This is a genomic window from Streptomyces ipomoeae 91-03 (assembly GCF_000317595.1).
Classification (GTDB): domain Bacteria; phylum Actinomycetota; class Actinomycetes; order Streptomycetales; family Streptomycetaceae; genus Streptomyces; species Streptomyces ipomoeae.
This window is the reverse complement of sequence record NZ_AEJC01000290.1, coordinates 22,611-44,333: the sequence shown is the minus strand read 5'-3', so window position 1 is coordinate 44,333 and position 21,723 is coordinate 22,611. Positions and strand designations below refer to the sequence as shown.

Genomic DNA, 21,723 nt, shown 5'->3' with positions numbered 1-21,723 from the left:
CCGCAGCCCCTTGTCGATTCCTTTGGCTTCTTCGACTTCTTTGACCAGTTCAGCCTCTTCGGACTTTTTCGCCGACCCCTTCCGGGGCCGCTCGGGATTCACACAGAACCCCCACATATCCCCTGGTGGGATCAACTGGCCCGGCCCGCACGTCGGTTGGATTCCGTGCGGCCGAAAGGCACCCTTGCGGGGATCGGCGGTGCGGCCGAATACTTCCCGGCAGCGCCTTGTCAGGGGCACGGCGTGTTCGGAATCCGGACCAATGCCCTTGATTCGCGCCTCACGGGCCCCGACCCCACGCGGGCCCCCGACTTCCCTTTAGGAGGGAACGAATAGTGAGGATCACGCGCACCACCCCCCGCAGCGGTATAGCGAGACGGACCCGGCTGATCGCCGTGGCCGCCGGACTCGCGGCCGCAGCCGCCGTCACGGTCCCCACCGCCAACGCGGCCGGCACCCAGACCTTCAGCGCCGCCGAGCTGAAGAGCGCCAGCTCATCGGTGCTCAAGGCCGATGTCCCGGGCACCGCCTGGGCGATCGACCCGAAGACGGACAAGGTCCTGCTCACCATCGACAGCACCGTCTCCGACGCGGAGCTCGCGAAGATCAAGGAGGCGGCGGGCGACAACGCCGACGCCCTGACGGTCAAGCGGACCCCGGGCAAGTTCAACAAGCTGATCAAGGGCGGCGACGCCATCTATGCGAGTAGCTGGCGCTGCTCCCTCGGCTTCAACGTCCGCAGCGGAAGCACCTACTACTTCCTGACCGCCGGACACTGCACCGACGGTGCGGGCACCTGGTACTCCAACTCCGGTCGTACCACGGTCCTCGGCCCGACCACCGGGTCGAGCTTCCCGACCAACGACTACGGCATCGTGCGCTACAGCAACACGTCCATCGCCAAGGACGGCACCGCCGGCAGCGTGGACATCACCAGCGCGGCCACCCCGAGCGTGGGCACGAACGTCATCCGTACCGGCTCCACCACCGGTACCCGCACCGGACGCGTGACCGCCCTCAACGCGACCGTGAACTACGGTGGCGGCGACATCGTCTACGGCATGATCCAGACCACGGTCTGCGCCGAGCCCGGCGACTCCGGCGGCCCGCTCTACGGCAGCAACGGTGTGGCGTACGGTCTCACCTCCGGCGGCAGCGGCAACTGCACCTCCGGCGGCACGACCTTCTTCCAGCCGGTCACCGAGGCCCTGAGCGCCTACGGTGTCAGCGTCTTCTAGGACCTGACAGGACCGACGGATCGACAGGAGCCGGTGCTCTTTCCCCCGGGCACCCGCTCCCGACCGCTGACAGCTGACCGCAGCCGGCAGCGGACGAGCCCCCGCGCGTACGACGCGCGGGGGCTCGCCCTCGTTCGGGCGGCGGAGTTACCGTCGAGACGCGTGCATGTGCGCGCCGGAACCGCGTGCCGTGCCCGCGAGCCTCTCATACGCCCACTTCGGACCCTGGGGGCCGTGATGGTCGAGGAGCTGGTGACGGCGGGGGTCTCCCTCGCGTGTGTCGGCGGGGTGTACGTGATGTCGGCGGCGCGGGTGGTGAAGCAGTACGAGCGGGGGGTGGTGTTCCGGCTGGGCCGGCTGCGGTCGAAGGTGCGCGGGCCGGGGTTCACGATGATCGTGCCGTTCGTCGACCGGCTGCAGAAGGTCAACATGCAGATCGTGACGATGCCGGTGCCCGCGCAGGAGGGCATCACCCGGGACAACGTCACGGTCCGGGTGGACGCCGTCGTCTACTTCAAGGTGACCTCGCCGGCGGACGCCGTCGTGCGGGTGGAGGACTACCGGTTCGCGGTCTCGCAGATGGCGCAGACCTCGCTGCGGTCCATCATCGGCAAGAGCGAGCTGGACGATCTGCTCTCCGACCGCGAGAAGCTCAACCAGGGGCTGGAGCTGATGATCGACAGCCCGGCGGTGGAGTGGGGCGTCAGCATCGACCGGGTCGAGATCAAGGACGTCTCGCTGCCCGAGACCATGAAGCGGTCCATGGCCCGGCAGGCCGAGGCCGACCGTGAGCGGCGGGCCCGGGTCATCAACGCCGACGCCGAGCTGCAGGCGTCGAAGAAGCTCGCCGAGGCGGCCCAGGAGATGGCCGAGACCCCCTCCGCGCTCCAACTCCGGCTGCTGCAGACGGTGGTGGCCGTGGCCGCCGAGAAGAACTCCACGCTTGTCCTGCCCTTCCCGGTGGAGCTGTTGAGGTTCCTGGAGAGGGCCCAACAGGGTCCGGGTCCGCAGCCGGTGGCGCCGCAGCCGTCGCAATCGCCCCCGCGGCAGCCGCCGTCGGTTCCGCAGCGGCTCAGCGAGTGGGCTCAGCGGCCGGTCCCCGAGAACGCTCCCCAGTCCTCCGCCGATGATCGGCAACCGGTGCAGGAGCAACTTCCGTCACGGGTGCCTCGCTTGGATCCAGACCCGGAAGGGTTGAGTTTCGGACAGGACTAGACCTCACGGGTTGCGTAAGCGGCTGTCGCGTCGTGTGTTTGCAGTGCGAATTCCCGTGGTGCGTTACCGGACGGTAATGGCATAGGGGGCGTGCGCCCTCGTTGCGCGCCCGGCCTGAAGTCGACCTTGTGTGCCCCCTGTGCGCCTCGGAATAGTTGGCGGCGCAAGTTGGCATGGACGCGGCGCTTTTTGTTGTCCGGCGCCTCCATGTCCGTACGCCTTCCGGTCGGCGAGGGTCCCCACAACTCTCTCCGGCCAACCCCCCCACAGGAGGACGTGAGTTGAAGCACCGACGCATACCCGGGCGCCGTGCCGTCGTGACCGGGGCGGGCATCGCCGCCCTGGTCGCCGCGGGGGTGACCTTCCAGACTGCGAACGCGAGTGAGGTCGCGCCGACCCCCGAGCCGAAAGCGCTCTCCGTCGCGGCGGCCGGAAAGCTCGCCCTGAACCTCGACGCGGACCTCGGCGCCGACGCCGCGGGAACGTATTACGACGCGAAGAGCAAGCTCCTCGTCGTCAATGTGCTCGACGAGGCCGCCGCCGAGACCGTCGAGGCGGCCGGCGCGAAGGCCCGCGTCGTCGAGAACTCCCTCGCCGAGCTGAAGAGCGCCCGCAGCACCCTCAAGGAGGACGCCACCATCCCCGGCACCTCCTGGGTCACCGACCCGACGACCAACAAGGTCGTCGTCACCGCCGACCGCACGGTCTCCAAGGCCGAGCTGACCAGACTGACGAAGGTCGTGGACGACCTCGGCGCCACGGCCGAACTCAGGCGCACCAAGGGCGAGTACAAGCCCTTCGTCGCGGGCGGCGACGCCATCACCGGCGGCAGTGGCCGCTGCTCCCTCGGCTTCAACGTCGTCAAGGACGGCCGGCCGTACTTCCTGACGGCCGGGCACTGCACCGAGTCCATCTCCACCTGGTCGGCCGGCGGCCAGGTCATCGGCCAGAACGAGGACTCCAGCTTCCCGGACAACGACTACGGACTGGTCAAGTACACCGCGAACGTCGACCACCCCAGCGAGGTCAACCTCTACAACGGCTCCACCCAGGCCATCACCGGCGCCGCCGAGGCGACCGTCGGTATGAAGGTCACCCGCAGCGGCTCCACCACCCAGGTGCACAGCGGCACGGTCACCGGCCTCGACGCCACCGTGAACTACGGCAACGGCGACATCGTCAACGGCCTCATCCAGACCGACGTCTGCGCCGAACCAGGCGACAGCGGCGGCTCGCTCTTCTCCGGCGACAAGGCCATCGGTCTCACCTCCGGCGGCAGCGGCGACTGCACCTCGGGCGGCGAGACCTTCTTCCAGCCCGTCACCGAGGCGCTGAGCGTCTACGGCGCCGAGATCGGCTGATCCTCCCGATTCGGTTTTCTCCCAGGGGCCGCCATCACCACCGTGATGGCGGCCCCTGCCGTCGTCCGGAACAGCGGGTCGTGGACGCCGCTCTGGCCCACACCCAGCTGTCCCTGGACCGCGGCAGAGAGGCACGGTTGCGTGCGGAGCCGGTCATCGACACCCTCAACGAACGGTACGGCCCCGGCACGGTGGGCCCGGCCGCCTGCCTCATCGAGGGAAAACCTCGCGCAGCGTAACCGCCTGCGCGGAGCCCAGGTGCTCCGGTGCGGAAAGTGATCTCGCGCCGACGGTCGGCAACGCGCCCCGCACCGTGGGCAGTTGCCTGCCCGTCGTACGGCACCGAGCAGGCCTCCCTCGCCTTCGACTCCCGCACGCTCAGGGGTGCCAGTGAGCCGTACCAGCGGGCGCTCCTCGCGGCGGCCCGGGCGGCGGCCGACGTCTCCGGCGCCGGGCAGCTCATCCCGGCGCCGGGCGCCCCGGGCCGCGACCCGCACCACGCCTAGCCGGTCGTCGGCATCAAGGGCGACGTCGACGCACGCCGGCGACTGCTCCCCGAACTGCGCTCGGCGACCGGCCGGGCGGTGGCGGCGGCCTCGCACGGCCGCGTCACCGTCGCCACCCCCGTCTTCACCGAACAGATCAAGGCGGACCTGCGCGACCTGCGGTACGTGGAGGCGGTCACGGTGCCGGCCGGCCGCTTCCCCCACCGGACGCGCCGCCCCACGACGTACCCGCCGACGTTTCCGAACAGTGCGCGGCCGTCGCTTGAAAATTTTACTGACGCGTAGCTTCCCACTTTTCCTACTCGCCCGTAACTTGGCGAATCAGAACAGCATCCTCGTGATCCGGATCACAGGGCGAACGTCGTCGCACGTCCTTGAGCCGCAAGGAGATCACCCGATGCTGCCCTGGAAACGCCTGCTCAGACCTCTGGCCGCCCTGCTCCTGGCCTCCGCCGCGACCCTCGTCCCCGTCACCGCCGCCGAGGCGGACGCCGCCCCCAGCCGGGGCTGGAACGACTACTCCTGCAAACCCTCCAGCGCCCACCCCCGCCCCGTCGTCCTCGTCCACGGAACCCTCGCCAACTCCGTCGACAACTGGCTGGGCCTCGCGCCGTATCTGGTGAACCGCGGGTACTGCGTCTTCTCCCTCGACTACGGGCAACTGCCCGGCGTCGCCTTCTTCAACGGACTCGGCCCGATAGACAAGTCGGCGGAGCAACTCGACGCCTACGTCGACCAGGTGCTCGCCACGACCGGCGCCGCCGAGGTCGACCTCGTCGGGCACTCGCAGGGCGGCATGATGCCCCGTTACTACCTCAAGTTCCTCGGCGGAGCCGCGGAGGTGAACGCCCTCGTCGGCATAGCCCCCTCCAGCCACGGCACCACTCTCAACGGCCTCACCCAACTCCTCGAGTACTTCCCCGGCGCCGGCGACCTGCTGTCCGCCGCGACCCCGGCCCTCGCCGACCAGGTGGCCGGCTCGCCCTTCATGACCAAGCTCAACGCGGGCGGCGACACCGTCCCGGGCGTCACCTACACCGTCCTCGCCACCAAGTACGACGAGGTGGTCACCCCGTACCGGACCCAGTTCCTCGACGGCCCGAACGTACGCAACCTCGTCATCCAGGACCTCTGCGCGGCCGACCTCTCCGAACACGCCGCCGTAGGGCTCATCGACCGCATCGCGTTCCACGAGGTCGCCAACGCCCTCGACCCGGCCCACGCCACGCCCACGACCTGCCTCTCCGCCGTCGGCTGACACGTGCGAGCACCGCCGGGGCCTGTCCGGCCTGAGCCGCCGGGCAGGCCCCGGGGTCTGTACGGGCCTCGGCGCGAGCCCCGGGATGGGCCCCGGGCGCCGGGGGCGATCAGCAAGCTAGCCCCAAGGAACCGCGAAATCGCCTGCTGAGGGCGGGTACGGGAGGTCCTTATGGCCGTTTTAAGGAAGGGCTAACCGGGGGCTCAGGAACGCCGGGTGCGGCGCCGGAGGATGATCCGTTCTCTTACCCTGGCGCGGAACAATGCGATCGTTCACGTCAGTTGTTGACCGGTTGAGGGAACAGCCGGCGCGAGGAAGACGCGAAGACGACGCGAGGAAGAGGAGCACCCATGACCGCCGTACGCGGAACGACCGTGGACATCGCCACCGAGGACGGTACGGCCGACGCCTATCTCGTCCACCCCGACGACGACGCCCCGCACCCGGCGGTGCTGTTCTACATGGACGCGTTCGGGCTGCGACCGCAGCTGAAGGCGATGGCCGACCGGCTGGCGGGCGCCGGATACACCGTCCTGGTGCCGAATGTCTTCTACCGTGCCGGACGGGCCCCGGTCTTCGACCTGCCCGACTTCATCGACACGCAGGCGCGGCCGGATCTGTGGGGCACGATCATGCCGGTCATGCAGGCGCTGACGACGGACCTGGCCATGCGGGACGCGGAGACCTATCTGGGGTGGCTGGCGGACTGCCCGCAGGCCGCCACCGGCCCGGTCGGCATCACCGGCTACTGCATGGGCGCCCGTCTGGCACTGCACACCGCCGGTGCCTTCCCGGAACGGGTCGCCGCGGCGGCCGGGTTCCACGGGGGCCGGCTCGCGACCGACGACCCGGACAGCCCCCACCTGGCGGCGCCCCGGATCACCGGCGAGGTGTACTTCGGCCACGCCGACAACGACCACTCCCTGCCGCCGGAGCAGATCGACCGCCTCGACAAGGCGCTCACCGAGGCCGGCGTCCGCCACCGCACCGAGGTCTACCCGGGCGCCCACCACGGCTACACCCAGGCCGACACCGCCGCCTACGACGCCGAGGCGACCGAACGCCACTGGACGGCACTGCTGGACCTACTGGACCGCACCCTCGCGCAGCCGCGCTCCTGACCGGAGGCACCGGCCGCCGCTCCTCCCGACGTCCACGGTCGGGGCGTCGGGCGGCGACTGTCGGAACTCTCGGATCTCGGGGCCGGGCGGACTCAGCCGGACGGCCTCAGCCGTCCGGCCACCAGGTGCGCGCGATGTCCTTTCGCACTTCCCGGCGCTCGACGGGGCGTTCGTCGGTCTCTTCCCGCATCCGGCGGGACACCGACTTCTTCAGGGGCTTCTGCACGGTCGTACGGCGCATGGCTGCCTCCTTGTGTCTACCGGGTTCCGCGGTTTCACGGAGGTAGACCCTTTCCGGGAGCGTTCCTCATCGTTCGTGCTGTGTCAGTGGCGGTTGTCACCATCGGGACTGTCAGTGGCAGGTGTCACTCTGGCGGCATGACCAACATCGACGACGGTGAAACCTCCCGAGCCCCTGAAACTCCCGAGAAGTCGACGCCGAACGCCCCTTCACCCACCGTGGATTGGGACGCGCAGGCGGCCACGTTCGACGACGAACCCGATCACGGCCTGCGCGATCCCGTCGTCAGGGACGCCTGGGCGGCCCGGCTGCGGGAGTGGCTGCCGCACCGCGCGAGCGACGTACTGGACCTCGGCTGCGGCACCGGCAGCCTGTCACTCCTCGCGACCGAACAGGGCCACCGGGTGACCGGAGTCGACGCCTCCCCGGCCATGGTCGCCCTCGCCCGCGCCAAACTGGCCGGGCGCCCCGCCGTGTTCCTCGTCGGCGACGCGGCGGCACCGCCCGTGGGGGAGGAGCGCTTCGACGTCGTCCTCGTTCGCCATGTCCTGTGGGCCCTGCCCGACCCGGGGCGCGCCCTGCGCCACTGGTGCGGGCTGCTGCGGCCCGGTGGGCGGCTCGTGCTGATAGAGGGAGTGTGGGGGACGGTCAGCCCGGTCGGCATACCCGCCGAGCGGCTGTACGGGCTGGTCGCGCCGCTGGTGTCCGACGCGGTGGTGGCGTGGCTTGGGGACGACTCGCCGCTGTGGGGGAAGAAGGTCGAGGACGAGCGGTACGCGGTGCTGGCCGATCTTTGACCGTTCGCGTCGGCGACCGGATGCGGCTCGTCCTCGATCGTCGTCGGTGACTGGATGCGGCTCGTCCTCGACCGTTCGGGTCAGCTCAGCAAGGCCGTGAAGTCGCCTTCCCGGGCGAGGAGTTCGAGTTCGTCCAGCGCGGCCAGGGCCGCCTCCGCCGCCGTCGGGTCGGTGGCCCTGAGGCCGCTCTCCTCGAACTCGTCCTCGTCGAGGCGCAGTACGGCCGTGCCGTCCGCGGAGCGCCACAGGTCCAGGTCGAGGTCCTCGACGACGAGTTCCCCGCCGGACAGCGTGGCGGGGCGCGTGATGTCGCAGTACCAGCCCTTCAGGCCGCCCTGCCCGTCACGCACCTCCTTCACCGAGTACCACCGGTCCCGCCAGTAGTACTCGGTGAAGACATCGCCCGGCTCGAACCGTACGAAGCCGAAGTCCCGTACCCCGGGGCTCGCCCAGGCGGCGCGGACGGCCACCCGGGTGCCGTCGTCGCTCAACAGCCGCGCGGGGTAACGGATCTTCGTACGGCCCGCCTTGAGCAGGACGACGTCCAGACCCGGATCGTCGGCGGTCGAACCAGCCGTGGGATCAGCCGAGTTCGCGGACATGGCGCACCTCCGTCGCACACACTTCGTATCCGAACCACTTGTTGATCGCCAGCATCGGCCCGTTGTCGGCGTCGTTGCCGGTGAACGCCTCCGCGTAGCCGGCGGCGCGGGCGCGGTGCAGGGAGTCGTTCTTGGCGAGCTTCGCCAGGCCACGGCCGCGGAAGGCGCGGGCGGTGCCGGTCATGCCGGTGAAGTAGCGGTCACGGCCGTCCGTGCGGACCGCGGTGAACGCCACGGGTACGCCGTCCACCACGACCACCGTGCTGAGCGCGTGGTCAAGGAGCGGGTGGCGATAGGTGTCCTGGAGCCACTGCTCGTAGTCGTCCAACTCGGCGTCGATGTCGCCCGGTTCGTCCGCCGTGGTCTCCGCGTCCAGGTCGAACAGGGGGCGAGGGTCGTCGGCGAAGTCGGCGGCCGTGCGCAGGTCGACGCCGTTCGGCGGGGGCTGGAGCGGGGGGAGGGTGCCGTGGGCCAGGTCCAGGCGGAGGAAGTGGGCCGAGCGGCTGGCCGTGTAGCCGCGACGCTCCGCGAACGCGCGGTTGTCCGGGGTGTCCAGCACCCACGAGAACAGCTTCGTCGCCCCCGCCGCGGCCAGCCGTTCCTCCGCAGTGCGCACCAACAGGCCGCCCGCGCCCCGGCGCGGATGGTCCGGGTGTACGTACACGTTGATGTTGCCCTGTCCCGGTACGGGGCTGTCGTGGGCGATGTCCAGCTGCGCGGTGCCGATCACCACGCCGTCCGCCTCGGCGACCAGGTGCTGGTGGTGGGCCTCGGGCGGTGCGTGCGTGGCGTCGTGGAGCAGGGACTCGGCGGTGCTGACCAGGAAGGGCAGGGCACGCCTTCGTACGTCGGCGAAGGCCTCGGCGTCCGCGGGGTCCGCGGGGCGGAGGTCGCGCACGATCACTGTCATGGGTGCGCACGGTACGCGGCTCGCGGCGGCGGTCGCCTCCGAATTTCCGGCGGGTACGGGACAATCGCCGCGTGACCTTGAAGATTCGCATCGTGGAGGGGACCGCGCCTTATGAGCAGGTGCGGGCCCAGATCTCGGAACAGGCCCGCTCCGGGGCGTTGCCCGTGGGGTATCGGCTGCCTACCGTGCGGGGGCTCGCCGAGCAGCTCGGGCTTGCCGCCAATACCGTCGCCAAGGCGTATCGGGCGCTGGAGACGGACGGGGTGATCGAGACACGGGGACGCAACGGAACGTTCGTGGCTGCCGCCGGCTCGGCCGCGGAGCGGGAGGCGGCGGCAGCCGCTGGGGTGTACGCCGAACGGGTGCGCAGGCTCGGGCTGAGCGAGGCGGAGGCGCTGTCGGCGGCCCGGGACGCCCTGCGGGCCGCGTACGGGGAGTAGGCGAAAGGGGAGCGGAGCGAGGGATGGGAAGCGGCTCGCTCGCCAGGTCGTCGCGAGCGAAGGGTTGGAAGCGGTTCGCTCGCTAGGTCCTCGCCAGTCGTTCCGGCGTTCGTGTCACCGTGAGCCCCGTTCTTCTCGCCGCTCGTGCGAACGTCCTCGCGTCCTCCACGGCCGCCGCGTGGGGGTCGTTGTTGAAGTAGACGTAGACGTCCTTGGTGTCGGGCCAGGTGTCGGACAGGCGGTGGGCCCAGGTGGTGAGGGACTGGCGGCCGTAGTGGGGCCAGGGCTGGGCCCGACCGGCATGGAGGCGGAGGTAGCCCCAGTCGGTGGTGCGCCAGAGGGGCGTGACGGGGCGGGACCGCACATCGGCCCAGCACAGGGCCGCGCCCCGGGACTCCAGGATCTTCCGCACCTCCGCCGTCCACCAGGAGTCGTGGCGTGGTTCGACCGCCACCCGTACCCCGGAGGGGAAACACTTCAGGCACTCGTCCAGGAGTTCGGGGTCGGCGCGCAGGGTCGGGGGGAGCTGGAGCAGCACCGGGCCGAGGCGGTCGCCCAGGCCGGTGGCGCGGGACATCAGGCGGTCCACGGGCTCGGCGGGATCCCGTAGACGTTTGATGTGGGTCAGATAGCGGCTCGCCTTGACCGCGACGACGAAGCCCGGCGGGGTGCGGTCCCGCCACGCCTCGAAGTTCTCCCGCGACGGCAGTCGATAGAACGCGTTGTTGATCTCCACGGTCGCGAACTGCGCCGCGTACTCCTCCAGCCACAGGCGCGTGGGGCACCCGGACGGGTACAACACGCCCCGCCAGTCCTTGTACTGCCACCCCGACGTGCCGACGAACAGGGTCATACCTCATGAAAGCACTACGGCGCCACGGCGACAGCCCCGCGGCTACGGCGACAGCTCCGCCACTACAGGTACAGCCCCGCCGCTACAGGTACAGCCCCGCGTCCGTCCTGCCCCGCGGCTCCGGGAGCGACGTGGGGGACGTGCCCCGGCGCAGGGCGTACAGCTCGGCCAGGGTGGCGCCCTCGCGGCCGACGCCCTCTTCGGTGCCGAGCCAGTTCACGGCCTCCTGGCGGGTGAGGGGGCCGACCTCGATACGGGCGAGGCAGCGGCCGGGGCGGACCACGGCGGGGTGGAGGCGTTCGAGGTCCTCGTTGGTGGTGACGCCGACCAGGACGTTGCGGCCCTGGCCGAGGAGGCCGTCGGTCAGGTTCAGCAACCGCGACAGCGCCTGGCCGGCCGTGTGCTTGGCCTCGCCGCGGATCAGTTCGTCGCAGTCCTCCAGAAGGAGCAGACGCCAGCGGCCCTTGCCCGCCGCGTCCTCCTCGCCGATCGCGATGTCCATCAGATAGCCGACATCGCTGAACAGCCGCTCCGGGTCCAGGACGCAGTCCACCTGGCACCAGTCCCGCCAGGAACGGGCCAGCGTGCGCAGCGCGGAGGTCTTGCCGGTGCCGGGCGGGCCGTGCAGCAGCAGGAGACGGCCCGCGATGTCCTCGGGGGTCGTCTTCATCAGGCGGTCCATCGCGTCCGCCACCGGGGCCGTGTAGTTCGGCCGTACCTCTTCCCAGGTGCCCGCCGAGATCTGCCGGGTCGTACGGTGCGGGCCCCGGCGCGGCGACACGTACCAGAAGCCCATCGTCACGTTCTCCGGCTGTGGCTCGGGCTCGTCGGCCGCGCCGTCCGTGGCCTGGCCCAGCACCTTCTCCGCCAGCTCGGCGCTGGTCGCCGTCACCGTGATGTCGGCGCCGCGGTTCCAGCGGGACACGAGCACCGTCCAGCCCTCGCCCTCGGCGAGGGTCGCGCTGCGGTCGTCGTCCCGCGCGGCGCGCAGGACCCGCGCGCCCGGCGGCAGCAGCGTGGCCCCCGTCCGCACCCGGTCGATGTTGGCCGCATGCGCGTACGGCTGCTCGCCCGTCGCGAAACGGCCGAGGAACAGCGCGTCGACGACATCGGACGGCGAGTCGCTGTCGTCGACGTTGAGCCGGATCGGCAGTGCGTCGTGTGGGTTGGCAGACATGTCGCCATGATCCGTCACCGAGGGCGCCCCGTCATCCGCTTTCCGTAGTGTGCCGGTTGTGTCGGCCGCGTCCCCACTCCCCGCCGGCATCGATCCGATCGCTCAGGAGTTCCTCGCGGAAGCTCCCCCACCGCCACCCCACGCGGTTACTGTTGCCCTTGATGGCACGCCATGGGTGGAATTCGGGGGAACGGCGGTGGCGACTCACCGCGCTGTTCGGCGTGGGGGCGGCCGTACTGGCCCTGATCGTGACCCTGATCAGCACGCTTCCGGGGGACGGCAGCACCGTCGGCACCACCCGCGACGGCGACAAGGTGCACGGCACGCCCGCTACGCCGTCCGAGGACACCGGCCCGAGTGTCGGCTGGGGCTTCACCCACACCCAGTACAGCGCCGACGAGGGCAGCGCGGACGCCATCGGGCGCGTCGAGGAACGGCTCCGGGAGCAGCCGCTGCCGCAGATCCAGCACATCATGGGCTGGGGCGCCGGCAACCCCGAACCCGTCAAGGGGCGTTACGACTTCGAGGAGATGGACCGGCGCATCGACTTCGTCCGCGCCACCGGCGGCACCCCCGTGGTCACCCTGTGCTGTGCCCCCGACTGGATGAAGGGCGGCGGCTCCGGCGCCGACAGGACCGACTGGAGCCAGGCCGCCCTGGAGACCGCCCCCGAGCCCGAGCACTTCGAGGACTACGCCGCCCTCGCCGCGACCGTCGCCAAGCGCTACCCCGACGTACGGCACTTCATCGTCTGGAACGAGTTCAAGGGCTTCTGGAACGACAGCGAGGCCCGCTGGGACTACGAGGGCTACACCGAGCTGTACAACCTCGTCTACAAGGCCCTGAAGAAGGTCGACGAGGACATCATGGTCGGCGGGCCGTACCTCGTCATGGACAGCCTCGACCCACGGCAGAAGCAGGACGCCTCCACGACCCTGAAGGGCTCCTGGGGTGCCATGGACCAGCGGGTCCTCGACGCCTTCGACTACTGGAACAAGAACAAGGCCGGCGCGGACTTCGTCGTCGTCGACGGCTCCAGTTACACCAACGACGACGATCTGCTGCCGGACGAGTTCGCGGCCACCGACAAGTTCACGGCGGTCAGTCGTTGGGTGCGGGATCGCTCCGCTGGTCTGCCGCTGTGGTGGGCCGAGTACTACGTCGAGCCGGCCGACGCGAACGACGACCGTCACGGCTGGTCCGAGGACCGGCGGGTCGCCGTCCAGGCGTCCGGGCTGATCGCCATGGCCAAGGGCGGGGCCACCTCCGGGTTCTACTGGAATCCGGAGGAGAGGAGCGGGGAGTGCCCCGGATGTCTGTGGACTCCGACGGACACCGGCGACGGCGGCCGGGCGCTGCCCATGTACGGCTTGTTGTCCCGGTTCAGCAAGGAGTTTCCGCCGGGGACCGCGTACGAGACGGTGTCCGTCGCCGATGACGACAAGCCCAATGTACGGGTGCTCGCCGATGACAGGGCCGTGCTCGTTGTGAACACCCTCGACCGCAGGATCAGCGCGCAGATCGACGGTCAGAAGTTCGATATGGGTGCCTATGAGGTCAAGTGGCTCAAGAGGTGAGTGCCGCGTTCACAGCCCGTGCCCCTTCAGGGGCGCTACGGCGAGCCCATCGTCAAGAACCTCTGCACCAGCGACGCCAGCAACAGGGCCAATAGCGGCAGGCTGAACCAGAAGCTGCTCTGGAGCCGGCGGAGTTGGCGGACGCTCGGGCGGGCCGCCACCCGTACGACCTCCCGCGTCGTCAGCAGCACGATCAGCGCGATCGCCGCCAGACCGCCCACCACCGACCACGGGGTCCAGGTCACCTGGGGGCCGATCGGGCCCGGGTCGGCCTTGGGCGGCGTGCCGGTCCGGCCGCGCATCTCGTAGATGGTGACGTCCTTGTTGGTGAAGGCCCGCTTCAGTTCCCCGCGTTTGTCGAGGTTCTGGACGAGACGGGACTCCCAGGTCTTCGAGTAGCCGGAGTTCAGCCGGAGGGAGACGACCTGGCTTCGGTTGATCATCAGGTACGAGTTGGCGCCCGCGTCCTTCAGGGACTTGACCAGGCCCGACACCAGGACCGGATCGCTCGGCGCCAGTGTGGGAACGTACTGCACCTTCTCCATGTCCCGGGCGCCCCACGGCATCGCCGGGGTCACGTTGTTCACCGGGTCGTCGCTGAGCCAGAGGAGCCGTACGGTCGGGTCGTCGTGGGCGTAGACGTACTCCATGGCGGCGACCTCGCCCGTGCGGACGCGCTCGAAGGGTTCATTGCCCCAGCGGGCGACGAGGAAGCCGCCGATGAGGACGAGGCCGGCCATGAGCGCGGCCAGCGGGGCGAGGCTCCTCCGGTCCTTGTCGCGTTCCTCGGCGGTGGCACCGGTGCGCGGGAAGAGGGCGAGCCCGGCGAGCAGGGCCGCGCCCGGGAGGGCGAACATGAAGACGCGCAGGGCCATCTCACCGCCGTACGACTGCATGCCGAAGCCCAGGAACGGAACGAACGTCAGGACGAGCAGGGAGCGTTCGCGGTACTTGTTCCTGCGGCGGCGCCAGAAGCCGTAGCAGGCCAGGAGCATGACGGTGCCGGCGAGGGCCACGCGCGCGTACAGCACGAGTTTGTGGGTCGAGCTGCCCTCGCCGATACGGCCGGAGACCGAGGACGTGACGTTTCCGCCGACGCCGCCGACCCCGCCGAAGAGTTCGTCGAAGTGGCCGGACCAGTACGGTTCGGCGAGGAAGCCCACCCAGACGGCGACCATGACGGCGAACAGGATGGGCAGGCCGCGCAGTTCGGAGCGGCCGATCAGGACGAGGACCCCGAGGACGCCCAGCATCACGAACGGGGTGAGCTGGTGGGCCGGGACGGTCGCCGCGTACAGCGCGATCAGGACGGCCAGGAGGACCGCGCGCTGCCGGCGGTCCGTGGGTTCCACCTCGGCCTCGCCCGGGCGGACCGCGCCCCACAGCATGCGCGGCGCGCGGAACCAGACCAGCAGGATCGCCACGAAGGCCAGATAGAGGAGATAGGTGAAGCCCTGGGGGGAGAAGTAGTCCTGGCCCACCCAGCCGCTCAGCACGAAGATCCAGACGCCGGTCCACTTGGCGCGCCAGCCCGCCCGCATATGGCGGGTGAGGAGGAACAGCGGGGCCAGATAGAGGAGTTGGACGGCCGTCGGCCACCAGCGGATGATCTCCGTGAAGTCGCTGACCCCGCAGGCCTTCGCGACGAACGCCGCCGCGGCGAAGAAGCCCGGCCAGCTCCAGCGGGCGTCCAGGTCGGGTACGGCCGAGCCGGTGCGGTCGATGTAGTCGATGAAGCCCAGGTGCTGCCAGGCGGTGGGGAAGCGGGGCTCGGTCTCGATCACGGCCGGCAGCGCGTGCAGGGACACGACCGTCGCCAGGAGGGTGATGAGCAGCAGGCCCTTGTGCTCGCGGGCCGGCCACAGCAGCGACGCGAAGACCGTGGCCAGCAGCGCCGCCCCGGCCAGCGTCGGCGTGGGCAGCACCGAGATCAGCCCGAGCCCGCCCATCCGGTCCAGGTCGGAGTCGTCCAGCGCGAGGGCCGGCACCCAGTACAGCAGCAGCGCGGAGAGCAGAAGGAAGCCGAGGACCACCCTGGTGATGGTGGGGTGCGGCAGTCGCTCACGCAGGGGGGCCGAGGGTGTCTCGGCGGGGCCCGGCGAGGCCTCCGAGCCGGGCTCGCTCCCCCACTCCCGGCTTTTCCCCCACTCTCGGCTCCGCTCGAGCGGGGGGACCCCCATGGCCGGGGGGACCCCCACTTCTACCGGCAGGCCCAGCGCGGGTGGCTTCCCGAGGGGATGGGTCGGGCGGTCCTGGGCCCAGGCCGGGCGGTGGTCCTTGCGGACGGCCGGGGTTCCGGTGGGCGGGGTGCCGGGGCCGGGGCGTACGTCGGGGCGGCGTTCCAGGTGGTCGAGGTCGGCGTGGATGCCGAGGGCGAGGGTGTCGGAGTCGAGGCGGCGGGCCCGGGCGCCGCTCTGCTTCCTCGCGGCGGAGGCCACCCGGCCCAGGTCGGCGAGGTCGCCGTCCGGCGCCGCGTCCGCCGGGATCTCGGCGGGCGGCGCGGCGCGGACGATTCCGTAGAGCCGGGGCGCGGCGATGAGCACGATCACCGCGAGGCTGGTGACCTCGGCGACGCCCGCGCCGGTCAGGCCCATACGGGGGAGCAGCAGCACTGTCAGGCCGAGCACCAGGACGCAGAGCAGGCCCTGCAGCCAGGCGAGTCCGGCGGTGCGGCTCTGGGCGCGCAGGACCGCGAAGTACGTCTCCATCACGACCCGGAGCACGGCACCCACGGCGAACCAGCGCAGCAGCACGGTCGCCGCGTCCGCGTAACCCTGCCCGAAGACGGCCAGGATCCAGGGCGCCCCGAAGAACAGCACCGCGCACACCGGCAGCATGATCCGCGCCATCCGCTTCAGCGCGGCCCGGGTGTTGAGGGCGAGGCGTGCCGGGTCGTGCGCGCCCTCGACGGTCAGCGAGGCGCCCATGTTGATGGCGAGCAGGTTGACCGTGCCGCCGATGGTGGTGGTGATGTAGAAGTACGCGTTGTCGGCGGAGCCGACCTGCGCGGCGACGATCACCGGGACGAGGTAGACCACGGCCAGCGAGAACAGCGAGCCGGTGTAGTCGCCCGCGAGGAAGCGGCCGATCTCCCTCAGCGACGGTGGACGCGTGTGGTCCTCGGTGGCCTTCACATGCTTCGGGATCAGGCGCCGGAACACCAGCCAGCCCAGCGGCAGCACCGACATGGCGATCGCCGCGACCCAGGACACGAACACACCCATGGTGGGGATCGCCGCGGCGAACAGCACCAGCAGCACCAGCTTCACCGCCGAGAACACGGTGTTGCCGACCGGCACCCACACCGCGCTGCGCAGCCCGGTGAGCACCCCGTCCTGAAGCGTCAGCACCGACCAGGCGACCACCGCGAGCACGAAGAACACGGCGTTCACCGGGTCGTGCAGGAAGCGGTACGACGAACCCCACAGGCCCAGCGTCAGCAGGAACACGCCCGCCGCCAGCGCCACGACCACCGAACTGGCCGCGTACGTACGGAAGACCAGCCGTCCCGTGCCGCGTCCCGCGACGGGGATGAACCGGGCCAGGGCACCCGTCAGCGTCAGCGCGGTGAGCCCCGCCAGGAGCTTCATCGCGGCGATCGCCGCGGAGCCCTGACCGACCGCGGCCTCGGTGTAGTAGCGGGCGGCGGCCAGCCAGAAGCCGAGGCCCAGCACGGCCGAGATCCCGGTGTTCAGCATCAGGGCATAGGCGTTGCGGAACAGCTGGTCGCCCCCCGCCCCCTTGCCCAGCCCCGGCAGCCGCAGCCGTCGGCCGGAGCCGGACCGCCGCTCGGTGGTCTCGGTCGTCGTGGTCCCGGCCTGCTCGGCCGTGGTGGTCGTCGTGTCAGACACGGGAACGGATGGCCTTCCGGACCTGTCGAGCTCTTCGGACCATGGCGTACCCCTTGGTGAAGGCACGGTCCCGGGCGAAGGTGCGGCCGATCGCACGGCCCTCGATCAGCCGCTCGAACTCCGCGATCCCCGTCGACCGCCGCACGGTGACCCGCCGCAGCGCGTACGGGCCCTGGCGGCGCCGGGCGAGCGCGTTGCCGACGGCGAGCGACTGGGCGAACCCCGTCTCGCGCACCGCGACCCGCACCCGGCGGCTGGAGTAGCCGTACGGGTACGCGAACGAGACGGGCCGGGTGCCCAGTTCGTCACCGACGATCTGCCGGCAGCGGCGCAGCTCGAAGCGGAGCCGGTCGTCGTCGAGCTGGTCGAGCTGCGGGTGGGTGTGGCTGTGGCCGCCGATCTCGACGCCGCCCGCGGCGAGTTCGCGCACCTGGTCCCAGTCGAGCATGGTGTCGAGGCCCAGGCCGTTGTCGTACGGGCCCTTGATCCAGCCCGTGGTGACGAACAGCGACGACGCGAAGCCGTGCTTGGCGAGGACGGGCAGGGCATGGCGGTGCACGCCCTCGTAGCCGTCGTCGAACGTGATCAGGACCGGCCTGTCGGGGAGCGGGCGACCGACACGCCAACTCGCCGCCAGATCCGCCGTGCCGACCGGGGTGAAGCCCAGGTCGCCGATCAGCGCCATCTGCTCGGCGAAGGCCTCCGGGGCCACGGACAGCTCCCGGGTGGCGTCGTTCGGTGCGACGGACACCGCGTGGTACATCAGGATCGGTACCGCTGCCCCAGCCGTTGTCTCCGTCATGACGAGCCCCCCTCGCCGGCCGTACCACCAGGGATCTCGCCCACCGAGAACGTGACGTCGCCCCTGCGGGCCCGGACGCTCCCGACAACGTACCCCCCGGCCGCCGCGGCCACGCCCGCGACGATCGCACCCGCGCGCCCCGCACCCCCCGTGCGGCCGAGCACCGCGTCACGCAGCCCGCGCGCCACCCCGGCGGGCAGCACCCGGGTGGTGTACCGGCGCTCCGACTCCAGCCCCTTGCCGGCACCGACGCTCCGCGCCACCAGCGCCTTCGACAGGCCCTCGGCGTACGTACGCGTGCGGAAGTACCCGAAGCGCATCCGCACATCGGGCACCCGGTGGTGGATCACCGCTCGGTCGTCGAGCAGCAGGACGGCGTCCGGTCTGGCCCGGGAGAGCCGGATGCACAGCTCCGTCTCCTCGCAGCCCAGCGGGCGCTTGTCCCCGTCCCGGCCGATCCCGGTCGCGAAGCCCCCGGCCACGTCGAACGCGCTGCGGCGGAACGAGGCGTTGCCGCCCAGGACGTTGCGCACCCGGGCGACGCCACGGGGCAGGCCCTTGTAGGCGCAGCCCACCACCCAGTCGAACTCCTCCGGGAACCAGGCCGGACGGCGGCCCGACGCCCAGATGGGCACCGTACGCCCGCCGACGGCCATGACCCGCGGATCGGCGTACCCCTCGACGAAGTGGCCGAGCCAGTCCCGCTCGGCGACGGCGTCGTCGTCGAGGAACGCGATGATCTCCCCGGACGAGGCGGCGATGCCCGTGTTGCGGCCGGCCGAGAGCCCGCGCGGGCCCGCGTTGGCGAGCACCCGGACCTCGTCGACCTCCTTGTACTCCCTGGTCAGACGCTCCAGCAGACCTGGGTTGTGGTCCACCACCAGCAGTGTCTCCAGGGCCGGCCGGGACTGGGCGCGCACCGAGGAGACCGCCGCGAGGATGTCCTCCCAGCGGTCCTCGGTGTACATACAGATCACGACCGACACGGTCGGCTCGTTCAAGACGCCTCTCCTCGGCCCGCGGTGAGCATCGAGGAGTGCGAACGGCGGCGCAGCGCACGCCGGTTGGAACGCTCCTTCAGGATCACCTTCAGCACCCGGAGCCCGTCCCGCACGGCCCGCAGATTGCTGGCGCCGTGGATGCGCAGATACTCGTGGCTCGGGATCTCCTGGACCTTCAGGCCCGCCTTGACGACCCGGATGTTCATCAGGGTCTCCACCTCGAAGCCGGTGCAGTCGAGGTCGATCTTGTCCAGGCAGTGCCGCCAGAACGCGTTGTAGCCGTAGCACAGGTCGGTGTAGCGGGCGCCGAACTTGCGGTTCACCGCTGTGCACAGCGCCCAGTTGCCGAGCTTGCGGATCAGGGTCATGTCGTCGGTGCCGCCGCCGTTGGCGAAGCGGGAGCCCTTGGCGAAGTCCGCCCCGGAGACCAGGGCGGAGACGTACGACACGATCTCGTGGCCGTCGGCCGAGCCGTCCGCGTCGACCATCACGATGATGTCGCCGGTCGCCGCCTCGAACCCGGTGATCAGGGCATCCCCCTTGCCCTTGCCCCGCTGCGGTACGACCTTGACGTCCGGCCACAGCTCGCGGGCCACCTCGACGGTGTCGTCGGTGGAGTTGCCGTCGACGAGGACCACTTCGTGGATCCAGCCCGGCAGGGTCTTGAAGACGTACGGCAGGTTCTCCGCCTCGTTCATGGCGGGGATCACCACGCTCACCGGCGGTGCTATGGCCAGATGGGTGGAGATCGGGCGGTACTTGCCGGGCAGCGACGGCTCGGCGCTCCCGGTATCGGAATCGGATATCGCCGGGCGCAGAACTGAGCTCATGAGTCTGGTCCCTCTCGTCCGGTGAACCACCCGCCCCTGGGTGGTTCGGTTCTTGGTCCGGTTCGAAAGGGGGGTTCTCACTCAAGGCATGCCGAAATCGATCTCCGTGCATGCCGGGTGAGCCGGCAAAGCCGGCCGACTGTCGCGACTCGGCAGTCGGTCGCGCGGCACGACTCGGCAAAAGTTGCGGTCACCGAGCACGGCACCCCCCTACCGCGCGCCCCGCGCCGGGACCGTCGAGCTCCTCGAGCCCTCCCCTTGGAGCCTGTGTCGACGGACCGATGCGGGTGGATGTATGACGGTATTGATGGTTGAGCCCGTATGGCAAGGCCTCTTACCAGGCCTCACTTTTTTGTGGTTGTGTCCGTTACTGGCAGTCCCGCGCGGATTTTACCCATCCGCTTCAGTGCTCTGTCTGCCGTTTCGAACAATTCCGGTCGGGCCAGGACTGTGTTCCGCAGTGCCCGCACCGGGGCTCGGCGAGCCCGGTGCCCGAGTGCCACCGGATGGCGTCGGGTGACCCACCCCTCGGACACGGAGATCTCCCGTGTCTTCAGGGAGTCCTTGTACTGCTTCTGACCCCGTCCCAGGTCCAGATACGCGATGCCGTCGGCGGCTCCCTCCTCGGCCATGTGCAGATGCAGCAGCAGCCCCGGCGAGAACTTCGCGAACGCCGGGTCGTACGCCGGGAACCAGCAGGTCAGCACCCGCTCGGATCGCGGCCCGAAATGGGCCGCGATCGGCTTGTCGTCCGCGTACAGCACCGACAGCTGGCCGGCGAAGGAGTCGGAGCGAGTGTGGAAGAGCTGCAGCACCAGCTGGATGATCCACGGGTGCGCGAACCGGTCGCTGCGGCCCGTCCTGCGGTACTGCGCCGACTTCCAGGCCATCAGGGTGCGCAGGACACTCGGGTCGCGTTCGTCGTGGACATAGCGCACCTCGTTCACCGCCCGGCCGAGCCGGCGTTCCTTGGCCAGCGTCGACCGCACGAACTTCGGTGAGCGCGCGCGAAGTTGGCTCAGATACGCCTCGTAGCCCTGCTCCAGGTCCATGACCGGCGAGGGGAAGGTTCCGGTGACATGGTCCCGGAACGGTGTCTGGCCCTCCGCCAGATGGTCGAACTCCCACACCGCGAGCCGACAGGCCCGCAGCAGTTCCTTGGCGTCCCAGGTGAGGCCGGGGCGGTGCACCACGCCCTGGCAGTCGGAGACACCGAGGCCGATGGCACGGCCGACGCCGGCGGCGGTTCTCTGGAACGGGAAGAAGCCCACCGCCTCACCGCCCTCCCGCAGCACCGCGATCCGCACCCCGCGTCGGCAGCGGCCCATGGCGAGGGTGAACTCCGGGGACAGGAAAGGATTCGCCAGCTCCGGAGCGCCGTGGAGGTGGGCCTTCGACTGCAAAGCGGTCCAGGTCGCCCGGTCGGCGGCCGTCAGCTCGCCGGGGCGGTACACACTGATGTCCACGTCTCAGGTCCGTCTTCTCTCCGTACGGCCGCGCACGCGCCGCACCAGCACCAGCAGGAGGACGAGCGAGCTGATCACGGTCACGGCCGCGATCCCGCCGGGCACCGACCATGAATGAGTGGCGAGCATGCCCTGCGCGACGAGCAGGTTCACCGCGATCGCACCGGCGACGGACGCCACGACACGGCCGAACGGCTCCAGCCCGCGCAGCGCGGCCCCGATGGCGGCTCCGGGCGCGACGAGGAGGAAGAACAGCGTGAAGGGGCCGCGCAGCACCGAGTCCGCGTCGGTGAACGCGAGCACCGCGCCGACCCCCGCGACGGCCGCGGCGGCGCCCGCGAGCAACGGCGCCACGTCCCGTTCGGCGCGTGGCTTGATACGTATGGTCTGCATTGGCGACTTTGCCCCCCGAAGCGCCGGATGCCGGGCTTCAATGTCGCGCAGGGGGCGCGGGGCAGTCAAGACGCGGAACGGGGA

At 70.6% G+C, this 21,723-nt stretch carries 22 protein-coding genes; 11 read left to right on the top strand and 11 right to left on the bottom strand.

Features of this window, described 5'->3' with window-relative positions:
* Nucleotides 1-335 precede the first annotated feature (335 nt).
* From STRIP9103_RS19175 to STRIP9103_RS19145, 8 genes are all read left to right on the top strand, one after another.
* Entirely contained in the window at nt 336-1,238 is a 903-nt protein-coding gene (locus STRIP9103_RS19175; RefSeq protein ID WP_009314945.1) for a S1 family peptidase, read from the top strand.
* A gap of 237 nt (nt 1,239-1,475) precedes the next feature.
* The gene (locus STRIP9103_RS19170) at nt 1,476-2,453 is read left to right on the top strand and encodes a slipin family protein (RefSeq protein ID WP_048820564.1); all 978 of its coding nucleotides are present in this window, start codon (nt 1,476-1,478) and stop codon (nt 2,451-2,453) included.
* 281 nt (nt 2,454-2,734) lie between these two features.
* Nucleotides 2,735-3,814, top strand: a complete 1,080-nt coding sequence (locus tag STRIP9103_RS19165) for a S1 family peptidase (RefSeq protein ID WP_009314915.1) — start codon at nt 2,735-2,737, stop codon at nt 3,812-3,814.
* 80 nt (nt 3,815-3,894) lie between these two features.
* Nucleotides 3,895-4,053: a DUF4113 domain-containing protein gene (locus STRIP9103_RS49980; RefSeq protein WP_009314909.1), complete on the top strand. Its 159-nt coding sequence runs from the start codon at nt 3,895-3,897 to the stop codon at nt 4,051-4,053.
* Between the two features lie 27 nt (nt 4,054-4,080).
* The gene (locus STRIP9103_RS19160) at nt 4,081-4,320 is read left to right on the top strand and encodes a hypothetical protein (protein WP_009314929.1); all 240 of its coding nucleotides are present in this window, start codon (nt 4,081-4,083) and stop codon (nt 4,318-4,320) included.
* Between the two features lie 78 nt (nt 4,321-4,398).
* Nucleotides 4,399-4,605 carry a hypothetical protein gene (locus STRIP9103_RS19155; RefSeq protein ID WP_048820562.1) on the top strand — a complete coding sequence of 69 codons (207 nt, stop codon included), beginning with the start codon at nt 4,399-4,401 and terminating at the stop codon, nt 4,603-4,605.
* Nucleotides 4,606-4,717: 112 nt separating this feature from the next.
* Nucleotides 4,718-5,578, top strand: coding sequence for an esterase/lipase family protein (locus tag STRIP9103_RS19150; RefSeq protein WP_009314948.1), 861 nt, complete (start codon nt 4,718-4,720; stop codon nt 5,576-5,578).
* Between the two features lie 350 nt (nt 5,579-5,928).
* Nucleotides 5,929-6,699, top strand: a complete 771-nt coding sequence (locus tag STRIP9103_RS19145; RefSeq protein WP_009314941.1) for a dienelactone hydrolase family protein — start codon at nt 5,929-5,931, stop codon at nt 6,697-6,699.
* 106 nt (nt 6,700-6,805) lie between these two features.
* Here STRIP9103_RS19145 and STRIP9103_RS52805 read toward each other — a convergent pair whose 3' ends face one another.
* A complete protein-coding gene (locus STRIP9103_RS52805) occupies nt 6,806-6,940 on the bottom strand; it encodes a hypothetical protein (RefSeq protein ID WP_009314949.1) in 135 nt (44 codons plus the stop codon).
* A gap of 137 nt (nt 6,941-7,077) precedes the next feature.
* Here STRIP9103_RS52805 and STRIP9103_RS19140 point away from each other — a divergent pair, with 137 nt between their 5' ends.
* Nucleotides 7,078-7,737, top strand: coding sequence for a class I SAM-dependent methyltransferase (locus STRIP9103_RS19140; protein ID WP_009314923.1), 660 nt, complete (start codon nt 7,078-7,080; stop codon nt 7,735-7,737).
* An 80-nt stretch (nt 7,738-7,817) separates the two neighbouring features.
* Here the strand turns inward: STRIP9103_RS19140 and STRIP9103_RS19135 are convergent, their stop codons facing one another.
* Together STRIP9103_RS19135 and STRIP9103_RS19130 are read right to left on the bottom strand one after the other, a co-directional pair.
* Nucleotides 7,818-8,339 carry a ribonuclease FAU-1 family protein gene (locus STRIP9103_RS19135; RefSeq protein ID WP_009314917.1) on the bottom strand — a complete coding sequence of 174 codons (522 nt, stop codon included), beginning with the start codon at nt 8,337-8,339 and terminating at the stop codon, nt 7,818-7,820.
* Nucleotides 8,320-9,249, bottom strand: a complete 930-nt coding sequence (locus STRIP9103_RS19130) for a GNAT family N-acetyltransferase (RefSeq protein WP_048820561.1) — start codon at nt 9,247-9,249, stop codon at nt 8,320-8,322. Before STRIP9103_RS19130 ends, STRIP9103_RS19135 begins: the two co-directional genes overlap by 20 nt.
* Nucleotides 9,250-9,320: 71 nt before the next feature.
* On the opposite strand from STRIP9103_RS19130, the gene STRIP9103_RS19125 reads away from it, so the two are divergent.
* Complete coding sequence (locus STRIP9103_RS19125) at nt 9,321-9,689, top strand: GntR family transcriptional regulator (RefSeq protein ID WP_048820560.1); 369 nt, start codon at nt 9,321-9,323, stop codon at nt 9,687-9,689.
* 82 nt (nt 9,690-9,771) lie between these two features.
* Here STRIP9103_RS19125 and STRIP9103_RS19120 read toward each other — a convergent pair whose 3' ends face one another.
* Together STRIP9103_RS19120 and STRIP9103_RS19115 are read right to left on the bottom strand one after the other, a co-directional pair.
* Nucleotides 9,772-10,542: a DUF72 domain-containing protein gene (locus STRIP9103_RS19120; RefSeq protein WP_009314918.1), complete on the bottom strand. Its 771-nt coding sequence runs from the start codon at nt 10,540-10,542 to the stop codon at nt 9,772-9,774.
* 82 nt (nt 10,543-10,624) lie between these two features.
* On the bottom strand, nt 10,625-11,719 hold the full coding sequence (locus tag STRIP9103_RS19115) for a DUF5925 domain-containing protein (protein ID WP_048820559.1): 1,095 nt from the start codon (nt 11,717-11,719) through the stop codon (nt 10,625-10,627).
* Nucleotides 11,720-11,880: 161 nt separating this feature from the next.
* On the opposite strand from STRIP9103_RS19115, the gene STRIP9103_RS19110 reads away from it, so the two are divergent.
* Nucleotides 11,881-13,296, top strand: a complete 1,416-nt coding sequence (locus tag STRIP9103_RS19110; protein WP_009314957.1) for a GH39 family glycosyl hydrolase — start codon at nt 11,881-11,883, stop codon at nt 13,294-13,296.
* A gap of 35 nt (nt 13,297-13,331) precedes the next feature.
* Here the strand turns inward: STRIP9103_RS19110 and STRIP9103_RS19105 are convergent, their stop codons facing one another.
* From STRIP9103_RS19105 to STRIP9103_RS19080, 6 genes are all read right to left on the bottom strand, one after another.
* Nucleotides 13,332-17,147: a lipopolysaccharide biosynthesis protein gene (locus STRIP9103_RS19105; RefSeq protein WP_009314924.1), complete on the bottom strand. Its 3,816-nt coding sequence runs from the start codon at nt 17,145-17,147 to the stop codon at nt 13,332-13,334.
* Nucleotides 17,140-17,949 carry a polysaccharide deacetylase family protein gene (locus STRIP9103_RS19100; protein WP_009314910.1) on the bottom strand — a complete coding sequence of 270 codons (810 nt, stop codon included), beginning with the start codon at nt 17,947-17,949 and terminating at the stop codon, nt 17,140-17,142. Before STRIP9103_RS19100 ends, STRIP9103_RS19105 begins: the two co-directional genes overlap by 8 nt.
* A complete protein-coding gene (locus STRIP9103_RS19095; RefSeq protein ID WP_009314934.1) occupies nt 17,946-18,950 on the bottom strand; it encodes a glycosyltransferase family 2 protein in 1,005 nt (334 codons plus the stop codon). Before STRIP9103_RS19095 ends, STRIP9103_RS19100 begins: the two co-directional genes overlap by 4 nt.
* Nucleotides 18,947-19,780 carry a glycosyltransferase family 2 protein gene (locus STRIP9103_RS19090; RefSeq protein ID WP_009314912.1) on the bottom strand — a complete coding sequence of 278 codons (834 nt, stop codon included), beginning with the start codon at nt 19,778-19,780 and terminating at the stop codon, nt 18,947-18,949. The genes STRIP9103_RS19095 and STRIP9103_RS19090 overlap by 4 nt, the downstream gene beginning before the upstream one ends.
* A 344-nt stretch (nt 19,781-20,124) precedes the next feature.
* Nucleotides 20,125-21,246 carry a GNAT family N-acetyltransferase gene (locus tag STRIP9103_RS19085; RefSeq protein ID WP_009314926.1) on the bottom strand — a complete coding sequence of 374 codons (1,122 nt, stop codon included), beginning with the start codon at nt 21,244-21,246 and terminating at the stop codon, nt 20,125-20,127.
* Nucleotides 21,247-21,249: 3 nt separating this feature from the next.
* Nucleotides 21,250-21,639 carry a hypothetical protein gene (locus STRIP9103_RS19080; RefSeq protein ID WP_009314955.1) on the bottom strand — a complete coding sequence of 130 codons (390 nt, stop codon included), beginning with the start codon at nt 21,637-21,639 and terminating at the stop codon, nt 21,250-21,252.
* Nucleotides 21,640-21,723: the final 84 nt, after the last annotated feature.